A 22,049-nucleotide genomic window follows, 5' to 3' on the forward strand; every position below is an offset into this window, starting at 1 on the left:
GAAGACATCTTTATCCACTCGCTCACTGTGGCATGGGATTCGCACTTTTGTCGAGTGTGAAGCAAAAGTAATCTGTTAAACATTAGTTAGTTGCTTGCGAGACGCGATTAAGATCCTCATGGTTTACTGAAACTGTGGTGAAGATCGAGTCCGAATGGCAGGCCCGTTCCCCGGCGTTGCCTGCTCCCGGCGCTAGCGAGGTGTTCCAGCTTCTCCGCGACGGGCAGCCGCGGACTCGGGCGGAGCTGGCGCAGCTCACCGGTCTGGCCCGCTCGACTGTCACGTCCCGGGTGGAAACCCTGATGGCCCTGGGGCTGGTTGCGCCGTACGGGGGCGCGGTCTCCACCGGGGGGCGGCCGCCGTCGTTGTTTGCGCTCAACCCCGGGGCCCGGGTGGTGGTCGGCGCCGATATCGGTGCGACCCACGCGCTCGTCATCCTCACCGACCTCTCGGGAGCCGAACTTGCCAGCACCCGGCAGGCGCTGGACATTTCCGACGGGCCTGCAGCGGTGCTTGGCTGGCTGGTCGAAGCGATCGGCGCCTTGTTGCTGGAGGCCCGGCGGAACCGCACCGAACTGGCAGCCATTGGCATTGGTCTGCCGGGGCCGGTCGAACACGAGACCGGGCGCCCCTTCAACCCCCCGATCATGCCGGGCTGGGACCGGTTCGACGTGCCGGGGCTGGTGCGGCGGAGCTTCGACGTGCCGGTGCTGGTGGACAACGACGTCAACATCATGGCTCTTGGCGAGCTGGGCGATAACTGGCCGGGTATTACTGACCTGATGTTTATCAAGGTAGCCACCGGAATCGGCGCGGGGATCATCTCCGGGTCCCTGCTGCAACGCGGTGCGCAGGGCACGGCGGGCGACCTTGGCCACGTTCGCGTTCCCCGTGGCGGCGACACTCCCTGCCGCTGCGGAAACACCGGGTGCCTCGAAGCGTTGGCGGGCGGGCCCGCCCTCGCGGCGGCGTTGAACGCCCGTACCGGTGGTGCGTTGACCAGTAGTCAGGGGGTGATCGACCTGCTTCGCTCGGGGGACAGCGACGCCATCCAGGTGATCCGCCAGGCCGGACGGGACATCGGCGATGTGCTGGCGACCTGTGTGAACCTGATCAACCCGTCAGTGGTGGTGATCGGGGGCAGCCTCGCACAGGCGGGCGAGCAGCTGCTGGCCGGGATTCGCGAGGTGGTCTACCGGCGGTCCCTGCCACTGGCAACCGAGCACCTGCGGATTGTGGCGTCGGTCGCCGGCGAAAGTGCTGGCGTCCGGGGCGCCTCGGTGATGGCCATTTCGCACGTCCTGTCCCCCGAGTCAGTAGAGGCGGCGAGCCTGGCCACGCTTTGATGTCGGTTGCCACGCACCAGGCATCGGCGTCACCGGGCCTGGCAAAGACATTAGAATTGCACGCATGACAGCTACCGCCGCCCGAGACCGCCTGCGTGAACTCATCCGGGAACTGGCCATCGTGCATGAGAAGGTCATCCTGTCCAGCGGAAAGGAAGCCGACTATTACATCGACCTCCGCCGGGTCACCCTCCATCACGAAGCCTCGCAGCTGGTGGGGCGGGTCATGCTGGACCTGCTCGACGACGCCGGGATTACATTCCAGAGCGCGGGCGGGCTGACCATGGGCGCCGACCCGGTGGGCACTGCCCTCATGCATGCCGCCGCCCGCGACAGCCGAGGTATTGACGCGTTCGTGGTGCGCAAAACCCAGAAGACGCATGGCATGGCTCGTCAGGTGGAAGGCCCGGATGTCGCCGGCCGGGCCGTCGTCGTGCTTGAAGATACCTCGACCACCGGGGAATCGGCCTTGACCGCTGTCGAGGGTGTCCGGCGGGCAGGTGGCCTCGTGCAGGCGGTGGCAGTGATCGTTGACCGGGACACCGGCTCGAAGGAACGGATCGAGTCCGAAGCCGGCGTGCCTTACCTTTACGCCTTCGGCAAGGACGAGCTTGGTCTGGGCTAGCGCCCCGTCGAGCGATGACTGACGACTCCGAGCGGCTGCTTCACCTGGCGCACGGGATCAAAGGCATGTCCCGCCGGTCGTTCCTGGTTGGCGCGGGGTTTGGACTCACGCTGGCTGCGGATCTGTTCCTGACCCGGCGGATTCAGGAGGAACGCGAAGAACTGCAGGTCCTGCCCGTCACCGACGACGAGGCAGCGCGGCGGTTCCCGCGAACCCGCTGGATTATCTTCCCCGGCTACAAGACCAGCTGGGAGGAAGGCGGCTGGATTGCCAACTCACTCCAGCCGGCGCTGAGCCAGCGCGGGCAGATCTCGGTGGTCGGGTACTCCAACCGGGGGCTGAACGTCGCCAACATTGTGGCGGCACTGAACCGCTACGTGCGCATCTTCCAAGTGGAAACCCTGTACTTCTACGGTCACAGTTTTGGCGGAATGGTGGCAATTGAGGTGGCGTCGAAGCTGCGTAGCCTAGGCATTAACGTGGAGCTGATCATTCTCGATTCCAGTCCGCACTCCCGCGACGATGTGCTGGACCAGGCAGTTTTCGAGGGTGTGGTGCTCCTGTACGACGCCGGCTACCGGGTGCCTACCGTGCTGCGGGGCGGCTACGAACTGGGTGAGCGGATCGTCAACAAGGACGAGCGCACCTGGCAACAGATCCTCAACCAAACCCTCGAACAGCTGTCCCCGCTCGCGCCGTCCAGCGTACTGATCCAGTCGCAGTCGTCCTACATCTACCACTACAACGTCACCCGGTTTCAGGGTACTCTCGGCGATACCCAGATCGCCTTTATCGGGAACCCCCACGACGGTACGGTGAACTACTCAACCGCGCGGCCGGGCTGGGCGGAGGCGTTCCCCGACAACCTGGTATCGGCCGACTACGTCACCGAGGGTGCGGTCCCCGCTCACGCCAGCCCGCAGTGGAACCCACTGATTTACCAGAGCATCGTCGTGGCGCTGCAGGATGAATTCCTTCCACGCCCGCGCGGCGGCTACCTCAAAACTATCTACTGACCCCTGAGCGTCCGCCGCAGCCGCGCCAGATCGGTGCGGTCCATGCCTGCACCGGCCAGGAAGGCGTCGACGGTCCCGAATTCACGGCGCAGCCCGTCGATGAATGTGGCCATGGCTGCGGCCGGGGATGTGAGGATCACCGGCGGGTTATCGAACGAAATCTGGTCCGAACCCAACGGTGCGTTTCCCATCCAGAGCTGTGCGAGCGCCGGCAGGATAAGGGGCAGGGCGCCACTGGTGTGGGCGTAGTCCTGGATGATCAGCTCATCGGAGACCCCCGCCACCAGGAGGACGACGGCGGTGATCACTCCCGTCCGATCCTTGCCCGCCGCGCAATGCACCAGCGTGGTCCGGCCCGCGGTGATCGGCGTCAGAGCGCTGACCACCGCTTCGGGGCGGCTGTGCAGCCAACCCACGTAGTGGTTTCCCAGGTCTTCGGCGGTCAACAGGTCCAGGGTGGAGGCCAGGTTCGCCTCTGAGGGGTCGAGCGGTGCAGCGACGACGTCGATCCCGGCGTCGGCCGCCACCAGCCACGGCACCATGCCCGCCTCGCGGCTGCTCCGCAGGTCAACGATCGCCTCGATCCCCTTGCCTGTGAGGAAGTCCATGGTGGCCCCGCGATCCCACCCGAAGGGTTGGCTGGAGCGGAACACCCGGCCGGGCACGGGCGCCCGGGGATCGGCTGCAGTGAGCTCGGAGATGTCGCGGAAATTGAGAATTCCGGGCACTTGCTACACCTGATCGATGAGATCCGCCACCGACTCCATGATCTGCGCGGGCCGGAACGGGTACGCGTCAATGTCGCCCCGCTGGGTTATCCCAGTCAGCACCAGCACCGTATGCAGCCCGGCCTCCATCCCCGCGATAATGTCGGTGTCCATCCGGTCGCCGATCATCGCCGTCGTCTCCGAGTGGGCGTCAATCTGGTTCATGGCCGACCGGAACATCATGGGATTGGGCTTTCCCACAATGTAGGGGACGCGACTGGTGGCAGCAGTGATCAGGGCGGCTACCGCCCCGGTCGCGGGCAGCGGCCCTTCCTTGGAGGGACCGGTGACGTCGGGGTTGGTCGCGATGAACCGGGCGCCGCCTTCCACCAGTCGGATCGCCTTGGTGATGGCCTCGAACGAGTAGGTGCGGGTCTCGCCGAGAACCACGTAGTCGGGGTGCTGATCGGTGAGCACAAAACCCGCGTTGTGCAGCGCCGTCGTCAATCCCGCCTCACCGATGACATAGGCGCGTCCGCCCGGCAGTTGATCCTTGAGGAACTGGGCGGTCGCCAGAGCCGAGGTCCATAGGTTCTCCTCGGGGATTTCCAGGCCCGAAGCCTTGAGCCGGGCTGCCAGGTCACGCGGTGTGTAGATCGAGTTGTTGGTCAGCACCAGGAATCGTTTGGAAGTGGCCACCCAACGGTCAATCAGGTCCGCTGCACCCGGGATGGCCTGGTTCTCGTGGACGAGTACACCATCCATGTCCGTCAGCCAGCATTCAATGTGTTCGTTCTCGCGCATGTGATCTCTCCCTGCCGTCTGGGCGGTGCTATCAGCCCCAGTCTTTCACCTTAGGCTGGGAGCGTGAAAGAAAATCCCGAAATTCCGCCGGTCCCGGTTGGCGTTGGACCCTGGGCGGGCCAGTTGCCGGAAGGCAGTCACTGGGATCCCGACCTGCTCGCCGCAGGGGACACCCGCAACGTGGTTGATCAATACCGCTATTGGGCTCACGACGCGATTGTCGCCGATCTTGACTCCCGCCGCCACAACTTCCATGTGGCGATCGAAAACTGGCAGCACGACCTGAACATCGGCTCGGTGGTGCGCACCGCAAACGCCTTCCTGGCCAAGGAAGTCCACATCATCGGACGACGGCGGTGGAACCGCCGGGGCGCCATGGTCACCGACCGCTACCAGCACGTCCGTCACCACCCCACGGTGGAGGAGTTCGTGGCCTGGGCCACGGGGGAGGGGCTGCGAATAATTGGGATCGATAATTTCCCTGATTCGGTGTCGCTGGAAGGCTACGAGTTGCCCGAGAACTGTGTGCTCGTGTTCGGCCAGGAGGGGCCAGGGCTCACCCCCGAGGTGCACGCTGCCGCTGATGCCACTCTCTCCATCGCCCAGTTCGGGTCGACCCGCTCCATCAACGCGTCAGCCGCCGCCGCAATCGCCATGCACGCCTGGATCCGCCGCCACGTCTTCGACCAGAGCGTTCAGGCCGTTTCTGCTGATCGACCAGTCGAATAGGATGGCTTGAGCGGTCCATTTTGCATCCCGCCTGTTAGCACGCATTCCACAAAGGAGTCCTTATGCCTATCGCAACACCTGAGATCTATTCGGAAATGATCGACCGGGCCAAGGCTGGGGGATTCGCGTATCCGGCCGTCAACGTCACCTCGTCACAGACCCTCAACGCGGCGATGCGCGGGTTCGCTGAGGCGGGCTCCGACGGCATTGTGCAGGTCTCCACCGGCGGTGCCGCGTACTGGTCCGGCGCGTCGGTAAAGGACATGGTGGTCGGATCTCTCGGGTTCGCGGCGTTCGCCCACGAGGTAGCCAAGAAGTACGACATCAACATTGCCCTGCACACCGATCACTGCCCCAAGGACAAGCTGGACGACTTCGTCCTCCCACTTCTTGCCGCGTCCGAAGAGGCAGTCAAGCGCGGCGGCAACCCCATCTTCCAGTCCCACATGTGGGACGGTTCAGCCGAAACGCTCGAAGAAAATCTGCGGATCGCCAAGGACATCCTCCCCCGGGCGGCAGCAGCAAGGATCATCCTGGAGGTGGAGATCGGGACCGTCGGTGGTGAAGAGGACGGCGTGGAAAACGCCATCAATGACAAGTTGTACACCACTGTCGAAGACGCCCTGGCCACCGTTGATGCCCTGGGCTCCGGCGAGCACGGCCGCTACCTGACCGCCCTGACCTTCGGCAATGTGCACGGCGTGTACAAGCCTGGTGGCGTCAAGCTGCGCCCCGAAATCCTCAAGGATATCCAGGACCAGATCGGCGCCAAGCTGGGGAAGGACAAGCCTTTCGATCTGGTTTTCCACGGCGGGTCCGGCTCGTCAGCGCAGGAAATCTCCGACGCCGTCTCCTTCGGGGTCATTAAAATGAACATCGACACTGACACGCAGTACGCGTTTACCCGCCCGGTGGTTGACCACATGTTCAAGAATTACGACGGCGTCCTGAAGGTCGACAACGAGGTGGGCAACAAGAAGGTCTATGACCCACGGGTTTGGGGTGCAGCAGCCGAAGCCGGCCTCGCCGCCCGCGTCGTCGAGGCCGCCGCATCCCTGGGCTCCGCCGGGAAGAAGCTCTAGGATGTCTGACGAATTCCGCCGTAACCTGCTCGGCCCCGAGCCCACCCTGCTCCCTGAGGAGACGGATCTTGGGGCACGGCTGGCTGCCGGTGACGAGGCGGTTGACCTCGCCGCCCAGTACCCGACGTCGTCGTTGGTGTGGGCCATCCTCGCCGATGAGGCGTACGACGAGGGACGCACCATCGAGTCCTATGCGTATGCCCGGACCGGCTACCACCGCGGCCTCGACGCCCTCCGCCGTAACGGCTGGCGGGGCACCGGTCCGGTCCCGTACTCGCACGAGCCCAACCGCGGGTTCCTGCGTTCGCTCTACGCGTTGGGGCGGGCCGCCGCTTCCATCGGGGAGATTGACGAGGCCGAACGGATTGCCAAGTTTCTGGGCGAATCCGACCCCGAGGCGAGCAAACAGCTCGGTAGTTAACTTACGGCTGCCTGATGCTGGTCACAACGGTGACCAGCATCGGCGCGGCCGGGGCCGAGCTGAACCCAAACCGTACCGGGGGTGTCAGCCGGGCCAGACAACCCAGGTCGGTTTCGTCCCAGCTCGCCGTCGCCGCGAGGATGCTCCGGGCCGTCGTTACCCCGTAGTATTCCGTGCGGCCATTCCCTGCCGAACCGGCCGTCCTGACGCCCGGCATGAACAAGCCAGCGACCGGATTGATGAGGCTGAGCCAGCGTGGTGAGGTGGCCAGCCGGGCGGGAACGAGGCGCAGCAACCGGCCCAGCCCGGTGACCTCGCCCAGTTCAGCGGCGACCGTCAGGGGCCCGGCTGTGACCGTCAGGGTGCTGCCGTCGAGCGTAGAGGTTACGTCGACCACGAGCACGCGGTCGAACTGGTAGGTGGCGCTGACGTAGTCGGCGACCGCCCGGGTGGGAGCGAGCAGCGTCCGCATCCCGCCGTTGTCCTCCACCATCACGTCGGTGAAGGGCCCGAACGGCGACTCGACCCAGCGGCCCACCACCAGTCGGGTGCCTGAACCGGTGCCAAGTCCTGCGATGGTGCCAACAAAACGATCCATGAGAGTATTCTCCCCTCCGGCGGTGTCCCGAGTGGCATTATGGGCCTATGCAGAAGAAGCGGATCGACCTGGTTTGGCTAGCGCTCGCCGCCGTGCTGGCTTTCTTTTTCGTCCGGGCGGGCATCGAGAAGGTTATCGGGGAACCAGCCGCCCTGCTCCCGTTCCAGAAATCAGGCTTGCCCGGGTGGACCGTCTACCTGACCGCTGCCTTCGAGTTTATTGGCAGCGTCGCATTGTTTGTACCCCGGGTCCGTACCCTGGGGGCGCTGTTGCTCGTGCTGGTCATGGCGGGCGCGGCGGTGACCAACATCGTCAATGGCGACGTTGGCTATGTGTGGACCAACGTGCTGCTTGGTGCCGGAGCCCTGGTCCTGGCCTGGCAGGGACGCCCGCATCTCCTAACTCGCCGCGAATAGCCACCGCAAGTGAGCTCCCGTAGGATCTGTTGCTAAACTCGGGTGGTAAGAGCCCCAGATTTCTTGCAGCTACGCAGTGTGAGGTCTTGGGGCATTCTCATGCACTTCTGGCGGCATCGCGTGTTGTGCGGGTGCTGCCGCAACGATGGGGGAGGATCCCATGCCAGCGATCGTTATTGTCGGAGCCCAGTGGGGCGACGAAGGTAAAGGCAAAGCAACCGACCTGCTCGGCGGACGGGTTGACTATGTCGTCAAGCCGAACGGCGGAAACAATGCAGGGCACACCGTCGTCGTCGGTGGTGAAAAGTACGAGCTGAAGCTCCTGCCGGCAGGCATCCTGAGCCCCAACGCGATCCCGATCATCGGCAACGGGTGCGTCATCAACCTTGAGGCGCTCTTCGAGGAAATCGAGGGTCTCGAAGCCCGCGGCGCCGACACCTCCAAGCTGCGCATCTCGGCAAACGCCCACCTGGTGGCGCCGTACCACCAGGTCCTCGACAAGGTCACCGAACGGTTCCTCGGCAAGCGGGCCATCGGGACGACCGGGCGTGGCATCGGCCCCGCCTACATGGATAAGGTCGCACGCCTGGGGATCCGGGTTCAGGACGTCTTCGACGAGTCGATCCTGCGGCAGAAGGTCGAAGGGTCGCTGGCCCAGAAAAATGAGCTGCTGGTCAAGGTGTACAACCGCCGTGACGTCGAGGTGGAGGAAGTGGTCGAATACTTCCTGTCCTTCGCCGACCGCCTGCGTCCGCTCGTCATTGACTCCACCTACGTGCTCAACGAAGCCCTCGACGCAGGTAAGGTCGTCCTCATGGAGGGCGGCCAGGCCACCTTCCTCGACGTGGACCACGGCACCTACCCGTTCGTGACGTCGTCGAACCCCACCGCCGGCGGCGCCTCGGTCGGGTCGGGAATCGGTCCCACCCGGATCAGTCGCGCCGTGGGCATCATCAAGGCCTACACCACGCGGGTTGGCGCCGGACCGTTCCCCACCGAACTCTTCGACGACATGGGCATGTACCTGCAGACGAAGGGTGGTGAGTTCGGCGTCAACACCGGCCGTCCCCGCCGCTGTGGCTGGTACGACGCCGTGCTGGCGCGCCACGCCGCCCGCGTCAATGGCTTCACCGACTACTTCGTGACGAAGCTTGACGTGCTCACCGGAATCGAGCGGATCCCGGTCTGTGTGGCGTACGATGTCGACGGCGTCCGGCATGATCAGATGCCGATGACCCAGACCGACTTTCATCACGCCGAGCCCATCTTTGAGTACTTCGAGGGCTGGACCGAGGACATCACCACGGCACGCACCATCGATGACCTGCCAGAGAACGCGCAAGTGTACGTGCGGGCATTGGAGAAGATGTCGGGTGCGCGGTTCTCGGCCATTGGGGTGGGCCCGGACCGTGATCAGACCATCGTCATCAATGATCTGATCGGCTAGAACAGCCAGTGGATCCCGCCAGCGACGACACCGGCCAGCTCCTCGAGGCCGCCATCCGGCGGTTGCTCGACAGGCGTGCGCCGGAGGCGACGATCTGCCCGTCGGAGGCCGCCCGCGCCGTCTCCGACGGGCAGTGGCGGGACCTGATGGAGGCGTCCCGCGACGCTGCCCGGCGGATGGTGGCGGCCGGCGAGGTGGAAATTACCCAGGGCGGGTCGGTCATTGACCCGTCAGCGATCAAGGGCCCGATCAGGATTCGGCGCCGACGCACAGGGTAGCTGTGGCACCGACCGTGCGTCTTACAGGTTAATCGTGATGTCCGCTTCCTCACGGAGGCTGGACACCAGGGACTCCGCTGCTGCGGATTCCTTCTGGCTCTTGAGCTGCTCCTCAAGAGCTGGACGCGCCTCCTCGAAGGGAGGAACCTCGGTTTTTTCGCCGCTCTGGGCGTTCTGCTCTTCCTGCTGGGCCACTGCCTCCTCGTAGGCGGTGGTGAGCTCTTCCTCTGAGGGTGCGGCGTCCCCGGCCTCTTCCTTGATGAGCTGCTCCACCTGGACCTGGGTGGCAAGCTGGTCCTTGACGGTTGCCTCGTCCATGCCCTGCTCGGCGAGCGCCGCGTAAAACTCATCCGCCGAACCGAGCTGGTTGGCTGCCACGAGCTCGTCGAGTGCGGCGGTGATTGCTTCCTCGCTCGCCTCGAGCCCCCTCTTGCCAGCTTCCTGAACCAGCAGTTCCGTGCCGATCATTCCCTCAACGGTCTGGGTTTTCAGCCCATCCTGATCGACAGCCTCCCCGGACATCTGCGACTGAATGGCGGCCTGCTCGTACTGGGCGGTGTAGACCGACTCGAAGTCGGCTTTCAGGATCTCTGTGCCGTTGACCAGCGCGACGACGTCGGGCACGCCCTCAAGGTCGGGCTCGGCTACCTCGGGAGCCGCATCGGGTGCTGCGCTTTCATTGGCGGGGGACTGCGACGTCTCGGATCCTGACTCGCTGCCGTCCTCGGGCGTGCCGCACGCGGACACCACAGACATAATCCCGGCCAAGGCAATACTCAGTAACAACTTCTTCCGCACAACGTTCTCCTGCCAGATAGATAACCAACCTGCGAAGCTATCAGGTCTCTATGAGCGTTAGCTGGGCGTTACCTGATCCCGCCACGAGGTTTTGCGCTGACGGTGCTTACCGGGCTACCAGCCCCAGGTGCCCGGCGCACCCTTGAAAGGCCCGACAATTCGGCTGGTAATCCAGCCCCCGTAAAAGTCGCCATCCTGGGCAGTGACCACCTCGTCGCCGATCAGGCAGCGGTCCATCGCTCCCGGGTAAACCGCTACCCGGGTCTGCAAAGCCTCGAAGCCGGGAGCCGGACTGGGATAGGTCCACCCGGCGCGTTGTGCGCGGTGGCGGTCGCTGACGACGTCGTAATAGGCCGCCATCCCCTTGTACTCGCACAGCGAGGAACCTTCCGCGGAGACCAACGCAGCTGCTACGAAATCCTCGATCGGCACGTAATACACCGGCGGGTGGCTGGTCTCGAGGACCCGGACCGCAGTGGTGCTCTCGGCGATCACCGTGCCGTTAAACTCGATCACTATCCGCTCGCTGGCGTTCTCCAGCCGGGGTGGTCGCGGGTAGTCCCACACTGACTCCTGGCCCGGACCGGGGACGATAGGTTGCAGTCTCATAACCCAACGATAGGACCTTCAAGCATTCGGTAGGCTGTAAGGGCACCTATTTCATGACTGAAAGCGGCGACAATGAAGATCAGTGTTGGGCAGTTCCGGCCGGGCGGCGACGTCTCGGACAACCTCAGGACCATGCGGGGGCTCGCCGAACGGGCGCGCTCCGAGGGATCGGAGCTGATCGTCTTTCCCGAGGAATCCATGTTCTCCATCGGCAAGGTGGAAGGTTCGCTGGCTGCCGCCGTTGACGAGAACTGGTCGACGTTCGTGCAGCATCTGTCTTTCATCGCCGTTGAACTGGACATCGCGATCGTCGCCGGCGGGTATGAGGGCAGCGGTGAGGACCGCCCCTACAACACGCTGGTGCTGGTGGATGCCACCGGGAAGATCGTGGACACCTACCGCAAGCTCCACCTGTACGACGCTTTCAGCTACCAGGAGTCCACCCGGATCAAACCGGGCGACGGCGGTATCAAGGTGGTCACCATCGGTGAGCTCACGGTAGGCCTGATGACCTGCTACGACATCCGCTTCCCGGAACAGGCCCGCGCCCTCGCTGACCGCGGAGCAGATCTGATCCTGGTGCCGGCCGCCTGGTTCAAGGGCGACCACAAGGTGGATCACTGGGAAACCCTGCTGAAGGCCCGCGCCATCGAGAACACCGTCTGGATCGCTGCGGCAGGAACCTCCAGCGGGCACACCATCGGCCACTCGGCCATCCTCGATCCGATGGGGATCCCGCAGGTCTTCCTCAACGACGAGGAAGAGAGCGTGGTAACCACCAACGTGTCACGCCAGCGGATCGCCGACGTCCGGCAGTTCTTGCCCGTCCTGAAGAATCGGCGGTTTGCGCGCAACGAGGAAATCGTCGAATCCCACTAGCCCTTGGTGGTGTTGTCGGGCTAGGCGGTGACCTGGCGCTTCGAGGAGATAACTCCCGTGTTGAAGCCGGCCAGGTTCAGTCCACCGTGGAACCGCGCGTGCTCAATCTTGATACACCGGTCCATCACAACATTCAGGCCGGCCTTTTCGGCGCCGTGCGCAACGCCCTCATGCCAGGAACCCAGTTGCAGCCACAGGGTCTTGGCGCCGACCGCCTTCGTCTCCTCAAGCACCCCTGGGAGGTCGTCGTGCTTCCGGAACACGTCAACAATATCGGGAACCTCGGGTAGATCCGCTAGTGATGCGTAGGCGGGCTGGCCCAGGATTTCCTTGGCCACCGGGTTCACGAAGTACAACCGGTAGGGCGACGACGACTGCAGGTACGTCGCCACGAAGTATGACGCCCGGGACGGCTTGTCCGACGCCCCGACAATCGCCACTGACTTTGCCTTGCGCAGGAGGGCGAGCCGTTCGGGTGCGGACGGGCCCTCCCAGGTCCGTGACGTTTCCAGGTCAGCGCTCATGCCTGAACTCCTTCGGTTAGGGTCGTCGTTACTGCAAGATCGGGCGCAGTGGCAAGGTCCAGCGCCTGGTTGATGTCCCACAGGATATCGTCCAGGTCCTCCAGCCCGATCGAAATCCTGACCAGGTCCTCGGGGATGCCAGCCGTGACCAACTGTTCGGCGGACAGCTGCTGGTGCGTCGTCGAGCCGGGATGGATAACCAGAGTCCGGGAGTCACCAACGTTCGCCAAGTGCGAAGCAAGCTGCAGCGATTCGATGAACTTTTGCCCCGCCGCCCGGCCGCCCTTCACACCGAAGCTGAAGACCGACCCCGGCCCTTGAGGAAGGTACCTGGCTGCCCGTTCAAAATGACGATGTGAGGGGAGCCCTGCGTAGTTGACGTATTCCACTCGCGGGTCGTTCTCCAACCATTCGGCGACCGCCTGAGCGTTGGACAGGTGCTCGTCGAGGCGCTGGGCCAGGGTTTCCACGCCCTGCAGCAGCTGGAACGCCGACATGGGGGAGAGGGACGGCCCGATGTCCCGCAACTGCTCGGTGCGCAGCTTGGTCAGGAACCCGTACTCCCCGAAGTTGGCCCACCACTGGATATTGCCGTAAGACGGCACGGGCTCGGTCATGGTGGGGAACTTGCCATTACCCCAGTTGAAGGTGCCGGCCTCGACGACGACGCCGCCAAGTGTGGTCCCATGCCCGCCGATGAACTTCGTGGCGGAGTGGATCACAATGTCCGCGCCGTGCTCGATCGGACGGATCAGGTAGGGAGTGCTCAGGGTGGAATCGATGATCAGGGGCACCCCGGCGTCGTGGGCGATCTTCGCCAGCCCCTGAATATCGGCGATCTCGCCGGACGGGTTGGCGATTACTTCGGCGTAGACGGCCTTCGTGTTGTCCTGGATGGCCGCCGCATAATCTGCGGGGTCGGTGCCGGGCACGAACGTGGTGTCAATGCCGAACCGGCGCAGCGTCACGTCGAGCTGGGTGACGGTGCCACCGTAGAGCTGCGACGCGGCGACGATGTGATCCCCCGCCTGGCAGAGCGCCGCGAAGGTGATGAATTCGGCGCTCATGCCCGACGCCGTCGCCACCGCCCCGATCCCGCCCTCCAGGGACGCGATCCGCTCCTCGAATGCGGCGACCGTGGGGTTGCCGATCCGCGAGTAGATGTTGCCGTACTTCTGTAGCGCAAACAGGTTGGCGGCGTCGGCCGTGTCCTTGAAGACGAACGACGTCGTCTGGTAGATAGGTACGGCCCGGGCACCGTGGGCCGAGTCGGGGGTGCCACCCGCGTGGAGGGCGCGCGTGCGGAAACCGAAGCTGCGGTCAGCCATCAGACACCTGCCTTAATCTGGTTGTCAACATTGAAATCTAGGCCCTCTTTGCGGGCGAGATCCGCTTCGAGCTCGCGGACAATGGGGAGGACGTTCTTGCCGAAGGCCTCGACTTCCTCCTGGAAGTGCAGGTAGCAGGTCAGCATCAGGTTCACACCGATCTTCTTGTACTCGACGATGCGTTCGGCAATCTGCTCCGGTGTACCGATGAGCTGGGTCTTGAACCCGTCGTTGTATTGGATCAGGTCCTCGAAGGACGAGTCGGCCCACATGCCCTTGCCGTCCTTGGTTGACGCGCCGGCCTCCTGGACTGCGTCACGGAACCCTTCGACGGCCGGCTTATGGGCCTTGGCGACGATCTCGCGAAGGGTTTCGCGGGCTTCCTTCTCGGTATCGCGGGCAATGACAAAGCCGTTGAGCCCGAACCTCGGGTGCCGTCCGGCGTCGGCCGCTGATGCCTGCACGCCCGCGACGTTTTCCTTGAACCCCTCGAGGTCTTTCCCGTTGGAGAAATACCAGTCGGCAACCCGGCCCGCGGTCGCCTGTGCCGCCGTCGAGTTACCGCCGAAGAAGATTTCCGGGTGCGGCCGACCCGGCACGTCAACGGGTGGCGGGCTGAGGGTGAAATCGGTGATGTTGTAGTACTTCCCGGCCTGGGTGAAGTTCTGCTCGGTCCAGAGGCCGCGGAGGATCCTGATGAACTCCTCGGTGCGGACGTACCGCTCGTCGTGTTCCAGCCACGGCAGCCCGAACCCGGTGAACTCACTTTTCAGCCAGCCCGAGACAATGTTCACTGCGGCCCGGCCACCGGAGATGTGGTCGGCGGTGATGATGAACTTCGCCAGGACACCCGGCTGCCACATGCCGGGGTGGACGGCGGCAATCACCTTGAGCTTCTCGGTGGCACCGAGCAGGGCCAGCGAAAACGAGGTGGCCTCGTGCTGCTTGTCAGCGCCGTACGACGCCGCGTACCGGGTCTGCGAGAGGGCGTACTCGAAGCCGGCGGTCTCCGCGATGCGCGCCAGCTTCTTGTTGTAATCGAAGTCCCAGCTGGTGCGCTGCTCAATGGTCGACACCACCAGCCCGCCGCTCACATTGGGAACCCAGTAGGCGAATTTCAGGGGTTGGGAAAGGTCAATAGTCATGAAAACCTCCATCGTGCCTGGCGTTAGCACCCTAATGTCACTGTGGGGGCAGTGGCCAGGGTTGCTGCGGTGTCAACGAGCCAGATCTCTCGTACCGCTCGGGATGGTCACTACCAGTGTGGCAGGCCCATCGCGGTAAGGCCAAGAATGTTGCTCCCCATTGCAGGTTTGCCCCCAGCCACATGATGCTGCGCCGCTGAACGTCCGGATCGGTGAGCAACCTGGACCGTGGGGGTCAACGTGGAGGTCGGTGGGCGGTACGTTTCCCACCGATGTCCACTTTGACTCCGGGACGGCGCGAAAGGTTCCCGGGATGGCCGGAGGGCGAGGCGCGGGCCGCGGACGGGGTCATTGTGCTGCCCGTCCGGCAAGGACCGCCGCGATACCCGGCACGCAGGCCTCATTCTGCAGCGACGTAGTGTCACCGAGGGTGGATCCCTCGTACAGCTGGGTCAGTAGCCGACGCATGATCTTCCCGGACCGGGTCTTCGGGACATCCCCGACGACGACGACGGCCGCCGGCTTGGCGATCGGCCCGATCACCGTACCGACGTGGTCCCGCAGAACCCGGGCCACTTCCTCTTCAGTGCGTACCTCACTACTCGACGAGGACAGCACCACAAAAGCGGCGATGGCGTGACCGGTCCGCGGGTCCGCGACCGGGCACACCCCTGCCTCAACCACCCACGGGTGAGCCACCAATGCCGATTCAATCTCGATGGTGGAGAGCCGGTGACCCGACACGTTGAGCACGTCGTCGATCCGACCGAGGATCCAGGTATCGCCGTCGTCGTCGTAGCGGGCGCCATCACCGGCCAGGAACCAGCCCTGAGCCGCGAACTTCCGCCAATAGGAATCCAGGTAACGCTGCGGGTCACCCCACACGGTCCGGGCCATGGCGGGCCCGGTCTGGTCGAGCACGATCAGGCCCTGCACGCCGGGCGGCACCGCACGACCGGCGTCGTCGACAATTCGGGTGCTGACACCTGGTAGGGCCCGGGATGCACTGCCCGGCTTGAAGGACGTATCGGTAGGGCGGGGAGACAGGATGGCGGCGCCGGTTTCGGACTGCCACCAGGTGTCCACCACCGGCGCGGTACCAGATCCGAGGTGCTCCCTGAACCAGCGCCAGGCCTCAGGGTTGGTCGCCTCACCGACGGTGCCGAGGAGCCGGATGCTGGAGAGGTTGTAACCGGATGGCACGCCGTCCGGAAACCAGCCCATCAGCGACCGGATCAGGGTGGGGGCCGTATAGTAACTCGTCACGCCGTAGCGCTCGATGATCTCGAAGTGCCGTCCAGGATGGGGCGTGTTGGGCGTCCCCTCGAAGATCACCTGGGTGGCGCCGTTGGAGAGCGGCCCGTAGATCTCGTAGGTGTGGGCGGTGACCCAGGCGAGGTCGGCGGTGCACCAGTGCACTTCCTTGTCGCGCCGGGCAGGGTCCGGGTGACTGAACAGATAGTCGAAACTCCATGACGCCTGGGTGAGGTACCCACCGGAGGTATGCACCAGGCCCTTGGGTTTCCCGGTGGTGCCGGAGGTGTACATGATGAACAGGGGGGTCTCGGCGTCGAACGGCTCAGCGGCGTGCTGGGGGGAGGCGGCATCGACGGCGTCGTGCCACCAGATGTCGCGGCCCGCGGTCCAGTCGATGTCACTGCCGGTGCGGCGGATCACCAGGACGTGCTCGACGCTGTTGGATCCGGACACGGCCTCGTCGGCGTTGGCCTTGACCGGTACCGCCGCACCGCGACGGTATTGCCCGTCGGTGGTGACCAGCAGCTTGGCGCCGGTGTCTTCAACCCGGAACCGGAGCGCCTCGGCGGAGAACCCGCCGAACACCAGCGAATGGACCGCGCCGATCCGGGCGCAGGCCAGGGTGACGACGACGGTTTCCACCAGGACCGGCAGGTAGATCACCACCCGATCGCCCTTGCCGATCCCCAGATTCAGCAGGGCGTTGGCGGCACGGGATACCTGGTCCCGCAACTGCGCGTAGGTGACGGTCCGGCGGTCACCGGGTTCGCCCTCAAAGTGCAATGCCACCTTGTTGCCCAACCCGGCATCGACGTGGCGGTCCACGCAGTTGTGCGCCACGTTGAGCTGGCCGCCAGTGAACCACTCGATCACTGGAACGGTGAGCTCTCCGTCTTCCCCGCCCGGGACGGGGCGGGCCGGTGCGAAGGTGTGCGCTGAGGACCACTCGGCAGCCCAGTCCAGCCGGCGGGCCTGCCGTTCCCAGAACGCCACCCGGTCGGTCTCCGTGAGCGGGTCCACTTCCGGCAGGCTCAGGCCCATTTCCGCACCGCCCACTTCTCTGCAATCCCCAGTAGCGCGTCGGTGGTCTTGCCGATGACAGCCAACAGGATGATCGCCAGGAAAATCCTGTCCACCCGCCCGTTGTTTTGCGAGTCGCTGAGCAGATACCCGAGCCCGAGGGAGGAGGCGATCAGTTCCGCAGCGACCAGAAACAGCCACGCCTGGGCGAGGCCGAGCCGGAGACCGGAGAAGACCGAGGGAATCACGGCAGGCAGCTGCACCGTGGTCAGCAGTTTGAACCCGTTGAGCCCGAACGCCCGGCCGGCCTCGACCAGGTTCCGGTCCACGTGGCGTAACGCCAGATACACAGTGGTGAAAACCGGGAAGAAGGCCCCGATGAGGATCAACGTGATCTTCGAGTCCTCACCGATCTTCATCCAGAGGATCAGTAGCGGCACCCAGGCCAGCGACGGAACGGCCCGCAGCGCGCCGATCGTCGGTGCGAGGAGGGCATCGGCGATCCGCGAGAGTCCCACCAGGGAGCCGATCGCCAGGCCCAATGCGGCACCGAAGGTGAAGCCAAGCAGGACCCGTTGGGTGGAGATGCCGACATGGGTCCACAGTTCGCCGCGCTGGATCAGCTCGACGGCGGCGTTGAATACTGCTGCGGGTGGCGGCACCTGAACAGCGCTGAAGAGGCCGGTCACCGAATTCAGCTGCCAGACGGTGATAATCAGCGCTGGCAGGATCATCCCAAGGAGCAGACGCACCCAGCCGCGCCGCAGCGGACCGGCCTGGGACCATCCATGTGCCGGTCCACCCCGTTCGGGCTGCGGCTGGGCAGCGTCTGCCGTTGTTACGGTGGAGCCTGAGGCCGCCAAGGGTGCAAGCCCCTCGGGCCTGACCACCCCCGCAACACTGTTCCCGGTGAAATAGGGATCCCCGCCGTGGGTCATGAGGAAGCCTCAATCGCTGCGGGGTCCGCGTTACGTACCAGGGAGTCATCAAAGAGGGTATCCAACGCTTCGTCGACCTGCTTTTGGCTGGAGACGTCACCGGATTCGACGAATACCGGCCCGATTTTCTCCAGGACGGCCCGCTGCGCGTCGCCCGGGGCCGGGTCGACGTCGAGGTTGGTGCGGTCGATGATGACGGCATTGGCGATTTCGACGTCGATCCCTGCCACCTCGGCGAGAATCTCGGCCGTCTCCTCAGGGTTTTCCTTCGCCCATTCGCGGGCTTTCTCGTAGGCGTTGACCACTGTCTGGGCGACCTCGGGGCTCTCGGCCAGGAAGTCTTCGGTGGCGTTGAGGAAGCCGTAGGTGTTGAAGTCGATGTCCCTGAAGAACAGGGTCGCGCCCTCCTGCTCGGCTGAGGCCATGATCGGGTCGAGCCCCGACCAGGCGTCGACCGACCCGTTGGCCAGGGCCGCCCGCCCGTCGGCGTGCTGCAGGTTCTGAACTGTCACCTCGGAGGGATCGACCCCGCCGGCCTCCAGGGCCTGCAAGAGGAAGAAGTAGGGGTCGGTGCCCTTGGTCGCGGCGATCGACTTGCCCCGCAGATCCTCGATCTCCTTGATGTCGGAGTCTGCACTGGTCACCAGGGCAGCCCATTCCGGCTGGGAGTAGATGTCGATTGCTTTGATGGGCGATCCGTTGGACCGGGCCAGCAGGGCAGCCGAACCGGCGGTGGAACCAACGTCGATCGCGCCGGCCCGCAGCGCCTCATTGGCCTTGTTGGAGCCGGCGGACTGGATCCAGTTGACGGTGACGTTCTCGTCGGCGAGTTCATCCTCAAGCCAGCCCTGCTCCTTGATGACCAAACTTAGCGGATTGTAGGTGGCGAAATCGATGTTCAGCTCACCCCCGGCAGGGCCCGCCGATTCGGCATCCTCACCGGCCATGCAACCCGTCAGCGTCAGTGAAGCGACGGCGGCAAGGGACGCGGCGGCCAGAGCGGAGCGGCGTGGGAAAGGTGCAGGTTTGCGGTTCATGAGGGTCCTTTAGGTAAGAAATCGTCCGAGACGGGATGGATGAGACGAACAAAAGTGGGGTGGTGCAAGTGCGGCACCCGGTGCGGGGGAGCTGCAAAGAGGTAAGGCGGTGGTGCCGGAGGGCGGGGAGGAGGGTGCAGCCTAGTGGCCGGTGACTCCGAGGGAAGCCAGAAGAGAGCTGCGCATTCGGCCGAGGTCAGTCGAGTTGCGGTTGCGGGGTCGATGCCCTGGGACAGTAAGCACCTCGGTGATTGTCGCGCCGGGCCGGTCGCCGTCGGGCCCAAGGACGATGATGCGGTCCGCGAGTTGCAGCGCTTCATCGACGTCGTGGGTCACGAGCAGCACAGTGGTGGGCTGGGCGCGGTGGATGCTGAGGAGGAGGTCCTGCATTTTGATCCGGGTCAGGGCGTCCAGTGCGCCGAACGGTTCGTCAAGGAGGAGAACGCCCGGGTTGCGGGCCAGCGCGCGCGCCAGGGAGGCCCGCTGCGCCATTCCGCCGGAGACTTCCCGCGGACGGTGCTTGGCGAACGAATCCAGTTCGACCAGGTGCAGCAGCTCGGCCACTTTGGCCTTGCCTTCGCTGGCGCTGAAGGCTTTGGGTAGTCCGATCGCCACATTAGCCTGCAAGGTGTGCCAGGGCAGGAGTCGTGGCTCCTGGAATGCGACGGCACAGCGTTCGTCGATGCCGTGAACTTCGATACCATCAATCAGCACCGACCCGGCGTTGGGTGCGTCAAGGCCGGCGGCTGCCCGCAACAGGGTCGACTTGCCGCAGCCGCTGGGCCCCAGAATGGCGAGTACCTCGCCGGCATTGACCTCGAAGTTGATGTCCCGTAGCACGGCGCGGCGATCGGAGGCAGAGCCGAAGCTGCGGCCCACGCCAGTGAACGTGATAGTGAGTGCCTGCTTGGTGGACAGGGAAGTTCTCGGATGTGGTGATGCCAGAACGCTCATAGAGTCAACTCCATCGGTCCTGGCGGTAGCACCCTACTGTCACCGGTTGACTGTGGTCAGCCGGATGGCCAGGGTTGCTGCGGCTTCATCGATCCAGGTCTCTCGGCCGCTCGGGATGGTCAAGCACTACTAAACTCCTGTGGAAGGATGCTTCGCAAGTGTGGGCGTAACAATCCGACAATTAGTGTCGCCCGCGCGCAGCGTGCTGCCACCGTTCCAGGTCGTTCAGGGTGCGCGCCAGCGGGGTCTCCGCGGAGCAAATGGTGAGCCCTTGCCAGAGGTTTCTGGCGAGCCCGCGGATACCCCAGGATCCCAGCGGAAGCCGCTCGACCGCTGGCACACTCATCCTGCCGATGTAGGCGAACGCTGCAATTGGGATGCCGAAGATTATCGCGGCAATCATCAACTGTCCCCAGGATCCTGGGTGCGTGAATAGGCGATGCTCGGCAAGTGCTCAGCGGCCCAGGGACGATGCGACCGGATAGGCGGGGCGTGCCCCGAACCGTCACGAACAACGGCCCATAATACCTGCACTACGGCCGTGAACACTGCGATCAACGCGAGGGCTGTTATGAGTTCCATACCTCGATAATCCGCCCGACCAGGGTACAAAAACAGTGGCAGAAACGACCCTATTCGCTAAATTTCTGCCATACTGGTTTCATGCTGAAAAGTGTGGCAGTAGTGGTTCTCCCAGGCTTGGCGCCCTTCGAATTCGGCGTGGTGTGTGAGGTATTCGGCTCGGACCGGACCGCCTACGGGGTGCCCCCCTTTGACCTTCAAATTTGCGCTCACAGCCCCGGTCTGGTGCCGACTAGCCTGGGTTTTGCGGTGCAAGTAGACAATGATCTTTCGCCCGTTGCGACAGCTGACCTGGTGATCGTCTGCCCTTACAACGGCGGGCGGACGCTACCCCAGCCTGTCATCGATGCCCTGCGGCAGGCGAACGAGCGTGGCGCCTGGATTCTGTCCGTTTGCAGCGGAGCATTCGTTCTGGCTGAGGCAGGGTTGCTCAACGGACGCCGGGCCGCAACGCATTGGAAGCACTCACGGATGCTGGCTGATGACTACCCGGAAGTGACCGTAGATGAGGATGTGCTCTACGTCCAGGACGGCAACATCATCACCAGTGCGGGGTCCGCGGCGGGAATTGATGCCTGTCTGCATCTCGTGCGCACCGAACTGGGCACCAAGGTTGCCAACGCGATAGCCCGAGGGATGGTGGTTCCACCCCACCGCGATGGTGGGCAGGCGCAATATATTGACCGGCCGTTTCCGGTGACGTGCGGCGAAACGATGGAACAGCTGCTGGTCTGGTTGGGCGATCATCTGGACGAGGACCAACCTGTGGCCGCCCTGGCGACACGGATGCACATGTCTGATCGCACCTTCGCGCGGAGATTCCGGGCTGAAACGGGGACAACCCCGGCCGCCTGGGTGAACGCTCAACGGCTGCTGCGGGCGCAGGCCCTGCTGGAAGACACAGAGCTCAGCATCGACGCCGTCGCAACGAGAGCCGGGTTCGGGCAGGCCGTCCTGCTGCGTCATCATTTTCATAAGGCGCTCGGCGTTAGCCCGGCTGGCTACCGCAGAACCTTCCGGGGGAGGCGATCCCAGCAGGCAACTGCTCCTGCGGCCAACTGATCAGATTTAGAGGAGAGGGAACACCTTGGCACATAGCAACGATCCCGAATTGATCCGCTCACTGCTCACCACCCCGGCGCGCTGGGCGGTGGTGGGCCTGTCCAATAACCCCCGACGGGCGGCGCTGGGGGTCTCCCGGTTCCTGATCGATCACCTGGGGATGGAGGTCATCCCGGTGAGCCTCAAGGGTGACGCCGTGCACGGGCGGGCCGGGTACCGGCGGTTAGCCGATATCCCGGGGACCATCGACGTTGTCGACTGCTTTGTGAACTCATCGAAGGTGGGGGCGGTGGTGGATCAAGCCATCGCCGTCGGCGCGAAAGCCGTCTGGCTCCAACTGGGGGTCAGCGACGAGGCCGCGGCGGCTCGCGCTACGGCGGCGGGCCTCACCGTCATCATGAACACCTGCCCGGCGATCGAAGCGCCGCGCCTGGGGTTGTAAAACCA

Annotated in this window: 25 protein-coding genes; 12 read left to right on the plus strand and 13 right to left on the minus strand. The window is 64.4% G+C overall.

What is annotated here, in order from left to right; genetic code table 11:
- Positions 1 to 134 precede the first annotated feature (134 nt).
- From ACX80A_RS05650 to ACX80A_RS05660, 3 genes are all read left to right on the plus strand, one after another.
- Positions 135 to 1,346 carry an ROK family transcriptional regulator gene (locus ACX80A_RS05650; protein WP_459258697.1) on the plus strand — a complete coding sequence of 404 codons (1,212 nt, stop codon included), beginning with the start codon at positions 135 to 137 and terminating at the stop codon, positions 1,344 to 1,346.
- Between the two features lie 64 nt (positions 1,347 to 1,410).
- Positions 1,411 to 1,971 carry an orotate phosphoribosyltransferase gene (pyrE, locus tag ACX80A_RS05655; RefSeq protein ID WP_459258698.1) on the plus strand — a complete coding sequence of 187 codons (561 nt, stop codon included), beginning with the start codon at positions 1,411 to 1,413 and terminating at the stop codon, positions 1,969 to 1,971.
- 14 nt (positions 1,972 to 1,985) lie between these two features.
- A complete protein-coding gene (locus ACX80A_RS05660) occupies positions 1,986 to 2,987 on the plus strand; it encodes a thioesterase domain-containing protein (protein WP_459258699.1) in 1,002 nt (333 codons plus the stop codon).
- On the opposite strand, the gene ACX80A_RS05665 is transcribed toward ACX80A_RS05660, so the two are convergent.
- Entirely contained in the window at positions 2,981 to 3,715 is a 735-nt protein-coding gene (locus ACX80A_RS05665; RefSeq protein WP_459258700.1) for a tyrosine-protein phosphatase, read from the minus strand. The two genes, ACX80A_RS05660 and ACX80A_RS05665, sit on opposite strands and share 7 nt — an antisense overlap.
- A gap of 3 nt (positions 3,716 to 3,718) precedes the next feature.
- Positions 3,719 to 4,498, minus strand: a complete 780-nt coding sequence (locus ACX80A_RS05670) for an HAD-IIA family hydrolase (RefSeq protein WP_459258701.1) — start codon at positions 4,496 to 4,498, stop codon at positions 3,719 to 3,721.
- 63 nt (positions 4,499 to 4,561) lie between these two features.
- On the opposite strand from ACX80A_RS05670, the gene ACX80A_RS05675 reads away from it, so the two are divergent.
- The 3 genes from ACX80A_RS05675 (at position 4,562) to ACX80A_RS05685 (ending at position 6,730) form a co-directional block, all read left to right on the plus strand.
- A complete protein-coding gene (locus tag ACX80A_RS05675) occupies positions 4,562 to 5,227 on the plus strand; it encodes a TrmH family RNA methyltransferase (protein ID WP_459258702.1) in 666 nt (221 codons plus the stop codon).
- A gap of 62 nt (positions 5,228 to 5,289) precedes the next feature.
- The gene (fbaA, locus tag ACX80A_RS05680; RefSeq protein ID WP_459258703.1) at positions 5,290 to 6,309 is read left to right on the plus strand and encodes a class II fructose-bisphosphate aldolase; all 1,020 of its coding nucleotides are present in this window, start codon (positions 5,290 to 5,292) and stop codon (positions 6,307 to 6,309) included.
- A 1-nt stretch (position 6,310) separates the two neighbouring features.
- The gene (locus ACX80A_RS05685) at positions 6,311 to 6,730 is read left to right on the plus strand and encodes a DUF3151 domain-containing protein (RefSeq protein WP_459258704.1); all 420 of its coding nucleotides are present in this window, start codon (positions 6,311 to 6,313) and stop codon (positions 6,728 to 6,730) included.
- Position 6,731: 1 nt separating this feature from the next.
- Here the strand turns inward: ACX80A_RS05685 and ACX80A_RS05690 are convergent, their stop codons facing one another.
- Positions 6,732 to 7,328, minus strand: coding sequence for a hypothetical protein (locus tag ACX80A_RS05690; RefSeq protein WP_459258705.1), 597 nt, complete (start codon positions 7,326 to 7,328; stop codon positions 6,732 to 6,734).
- A 47-nt stretch (positions 7,329 to 7,375) separates the two neighbouring features.
- Here ACX80A_RS05690 and ACX80A_RS05695 point away from each other — a divergent pair, with 47 nt between their 5' ends.
- The 3 genes from ACX80A_RS05695 (at position 7,376) to ACX80A_RS05705 (ending at position 9,469) form a co-directional block, all read left to right on the plus strand.
- Positions 7,376 to 7,744 carry a DoxX family protein gene (locus ACX80A_RS05695; RefSeq protein WP_459258706.1) on the plus strand — a complete coding sequence of 123 codons (369 nt, stop codon included), beginning with the start codon at positions 7,376 to 7,378 and terminating at the stop codon, positions 7,742 to 7,744.
- 160 nt (positions 7,745 to 7,904) lie between these two features.
- Positions 7,905 to 9,191 carry an adenylosuccinate synthase gene (locus tag ACX80A_RS05700; protein ID WP_459258707.1) on the plus strand — a complete coding sequence of 429 codons (1,287 nt, stop codon included), beginning with the start codon at positions 7,905 to 7,907 and terminating at the stop codon, positions 9,189 to 9,191.
- Positions 9,192 to 9,199: 8 nt separating this feature from the next.
- On the plus strand, positions 9,200 to 9,469 hold the full coding sequence (locus tag ACX80A_RS05705; RefSeq protein ID WP_459258708.1) for a DUF3253 domain-containing protein: 270 nt from the start codon (positions 9,200 to 9,202) through the stop codon (positions 9,467 to 9,469).
- A 21-nt stretch (positions 9,470 to 9,490) separates the two neighbouring features.
- Here ACX80A_RS05705 and ACX80A_RS05710 read toward each other — a convergent pair whose 3' ends face one another.
- A complete protein-coding gene (locus ACX80A_RS05710) occupies positions 9,491 to 10,267 on the minus strand; it encodes a SurA N-terminal domain-containing protein (RefSeq protein ID WP_459258709.1) in 777 nt (258 codons plus the stop codon).
- Positions 10,268 to 10,381: 114 nt separating this feature from the next.
- Complete coding sequence (locus ACX80A_RS05715) at positions 10,382 to 10,876, minus strand: DUF427 domain-containing protein (protein WP_459258710.1); 495 nt, start codon at positions 10,874 to 10,876, stop codon at positions 10,382 to 10,384.
- A gap of 72 nt (positions 10,877 to 10,948) precedes the next feature.
- Between ACX80A_RS05715 and ACX80A_RS05720 the strand changes: the two genes are divergently transcribed.
- Entirely contained in the window at positions 10,949 to 11,755 is an 807-nt protein-coding gene (locus ACX80A_RS05720; RefSeq protein WP_459258711.1) for a carbon-nitrogen hydrolase family protein, read from the plus strand.
- 20 nt (positions 11,756 to 11,775) lie between these two features.
- Here the strand turns inward: ACX80A_RS05720 and ACX80A_RS05725 are convergent, their stop codons facing one another.
- From ACX80A_RS05725 to ACX80A_RS05760, 8 genes are all read right to left on the minus strand, one after another.
- Complete coding sequence (locus ACX80A_RS05725; RefSeq protein WP_459258712.1) at positions 11,776 to 12,279, minus strand: CoA-binding protein; 504 nt, start codon at positions 12,277 to 12,279, stop codon at positions 11,776 to 11,778.
- On the minus strand, positions 12,276 to 13,607 hold the full coding sequence (locus ACX80A_RS05730; protein WP_459258713.1) for an O-acetylhomoserine aminocarboxypropyltransferase/cysteine synthase family protein: 1,332 nt from the start codon (positions 13,605 to 13,607) through the stop codon (positions 12,276 to 12,278). Before ACX80A_RS05730 ends, ACX80A_RS05725 begins: the two co-directional genes overlap by 4 nt.
- Complete coding sequence (gene sfnG / locus ACX80A_RS05735) at positions 13,607 to 14,752, minus strand: dimethylsulfone monooxygenase SfnG (protein WP_459258714.1); 1,146 nt, start codon at positions 14,750 to 14,752, stop codon at positions 13,607 to 13,609. Before sfnG ends, ACX80A_RS05730 begins: the two co-directional genes overlap by 1 nt.
- 348 nt (positions 14,753 to 15,100) lie before the next feature.
- Positions 15,101 to 17,050, minus strand: a complete 1,950-nt coding sequence (gene acs, locus ACX80A_RS05740) for an acetate--CoA ligase (RefSeq protein ID WP_459258835.1) — start codon at positions 17,048 to 17,050, stop codon at positions 15,101 to 15,103.
- On the minus strand, positions 17,041 to 17,967 hold the full coding sequence (locus ACX80A_RS05745; RefSeq protein WP_459258715.1) for an ABC transporter permease: 927 nt from the start codon (positions 17,965 to 17,967) through the stop codon (positions 17,041 to 17,043). Before ACX80A_RS05745 ends, acs begins: the two co-directional genes overlap by 10 nt.
- A complete protein-coding gene (locus ACX80A_RS05750) occupies positions 17,964 to 19,004 on the minus strand; it encodes an aliphatic sulfonate ABC transporter substrate-binding protein (protein ID WP_459258716.1) in 1,041 nt (346 codons plus the stop codon). The genes ACX80A_RS05745 and ACX80A_RS05750 overlap by 4 nt, the downstream gene beginning before the upstream one ends.
- Positions 19,005 to 19,145: 141 nt before the next feature.
- Positions 19,146 to 19,958, minus strand: coding sequence for an ABC transporter ATP-binding protein (locus ACX80A_RS05755; protein WP_459258717.1), 813 nt, complete (start codon positions 19,956 to 19,958; stop codon positions 19,146 to 19,148).
- Between the two features lie 181 nt (positions 19,959 to 20,139).
- Entirely contained in the window at positions 20,140 to 20,361 is a 222-nt protein-coding gene (locus ACX80A_RS05760; RefSeq protein WP_459258718.1) for a hypothetical protein, read from the minus strand.
- Between the two features lie 260 nt (positions 20,362 to 20,621).
- Between ACX80A_RS05760 and ACX80A_RS05765 the strand changes: the two genes are divergently transcribed.
- Together ACX80A_RS05765 and ACX80A_RS05770 are read left to right on the plus strand one after the other, a co-directional pair.
- The gene (locus ACX80A_RS05765) at positions 20,622 to 21,602 is read left to right on the plus strand and encodes a GlxA family transcriptional regulator (RefSeq protein WP_459258719.1); all 981 of its coding nucleotides are present in this window, start codon (positions 20,622 to 20,624) and stop codon (positions 21,600 to 21,602) included.
- Between the two features lie 25 nt (positions 21,603 to 21,627).
- The gene (locus tag ACX80A_RS05770; RefSeq protein ID WP_459258720.1) at positions 21,628 to 22,044 is read left to right on the plus strand and encodes a CoA-binding protein; all 417 of its coding nucleotides are present in this window, start codon (positions 21,628 to 21,630) and stop codon (positions 22,042 to 22,044) included.
- Positions 22,045 to 22,049 lie beyond the last annotated feature (5 nt).

The organism is Arthrobacter sp. TMN-50, from assembly GCF_054511125.1.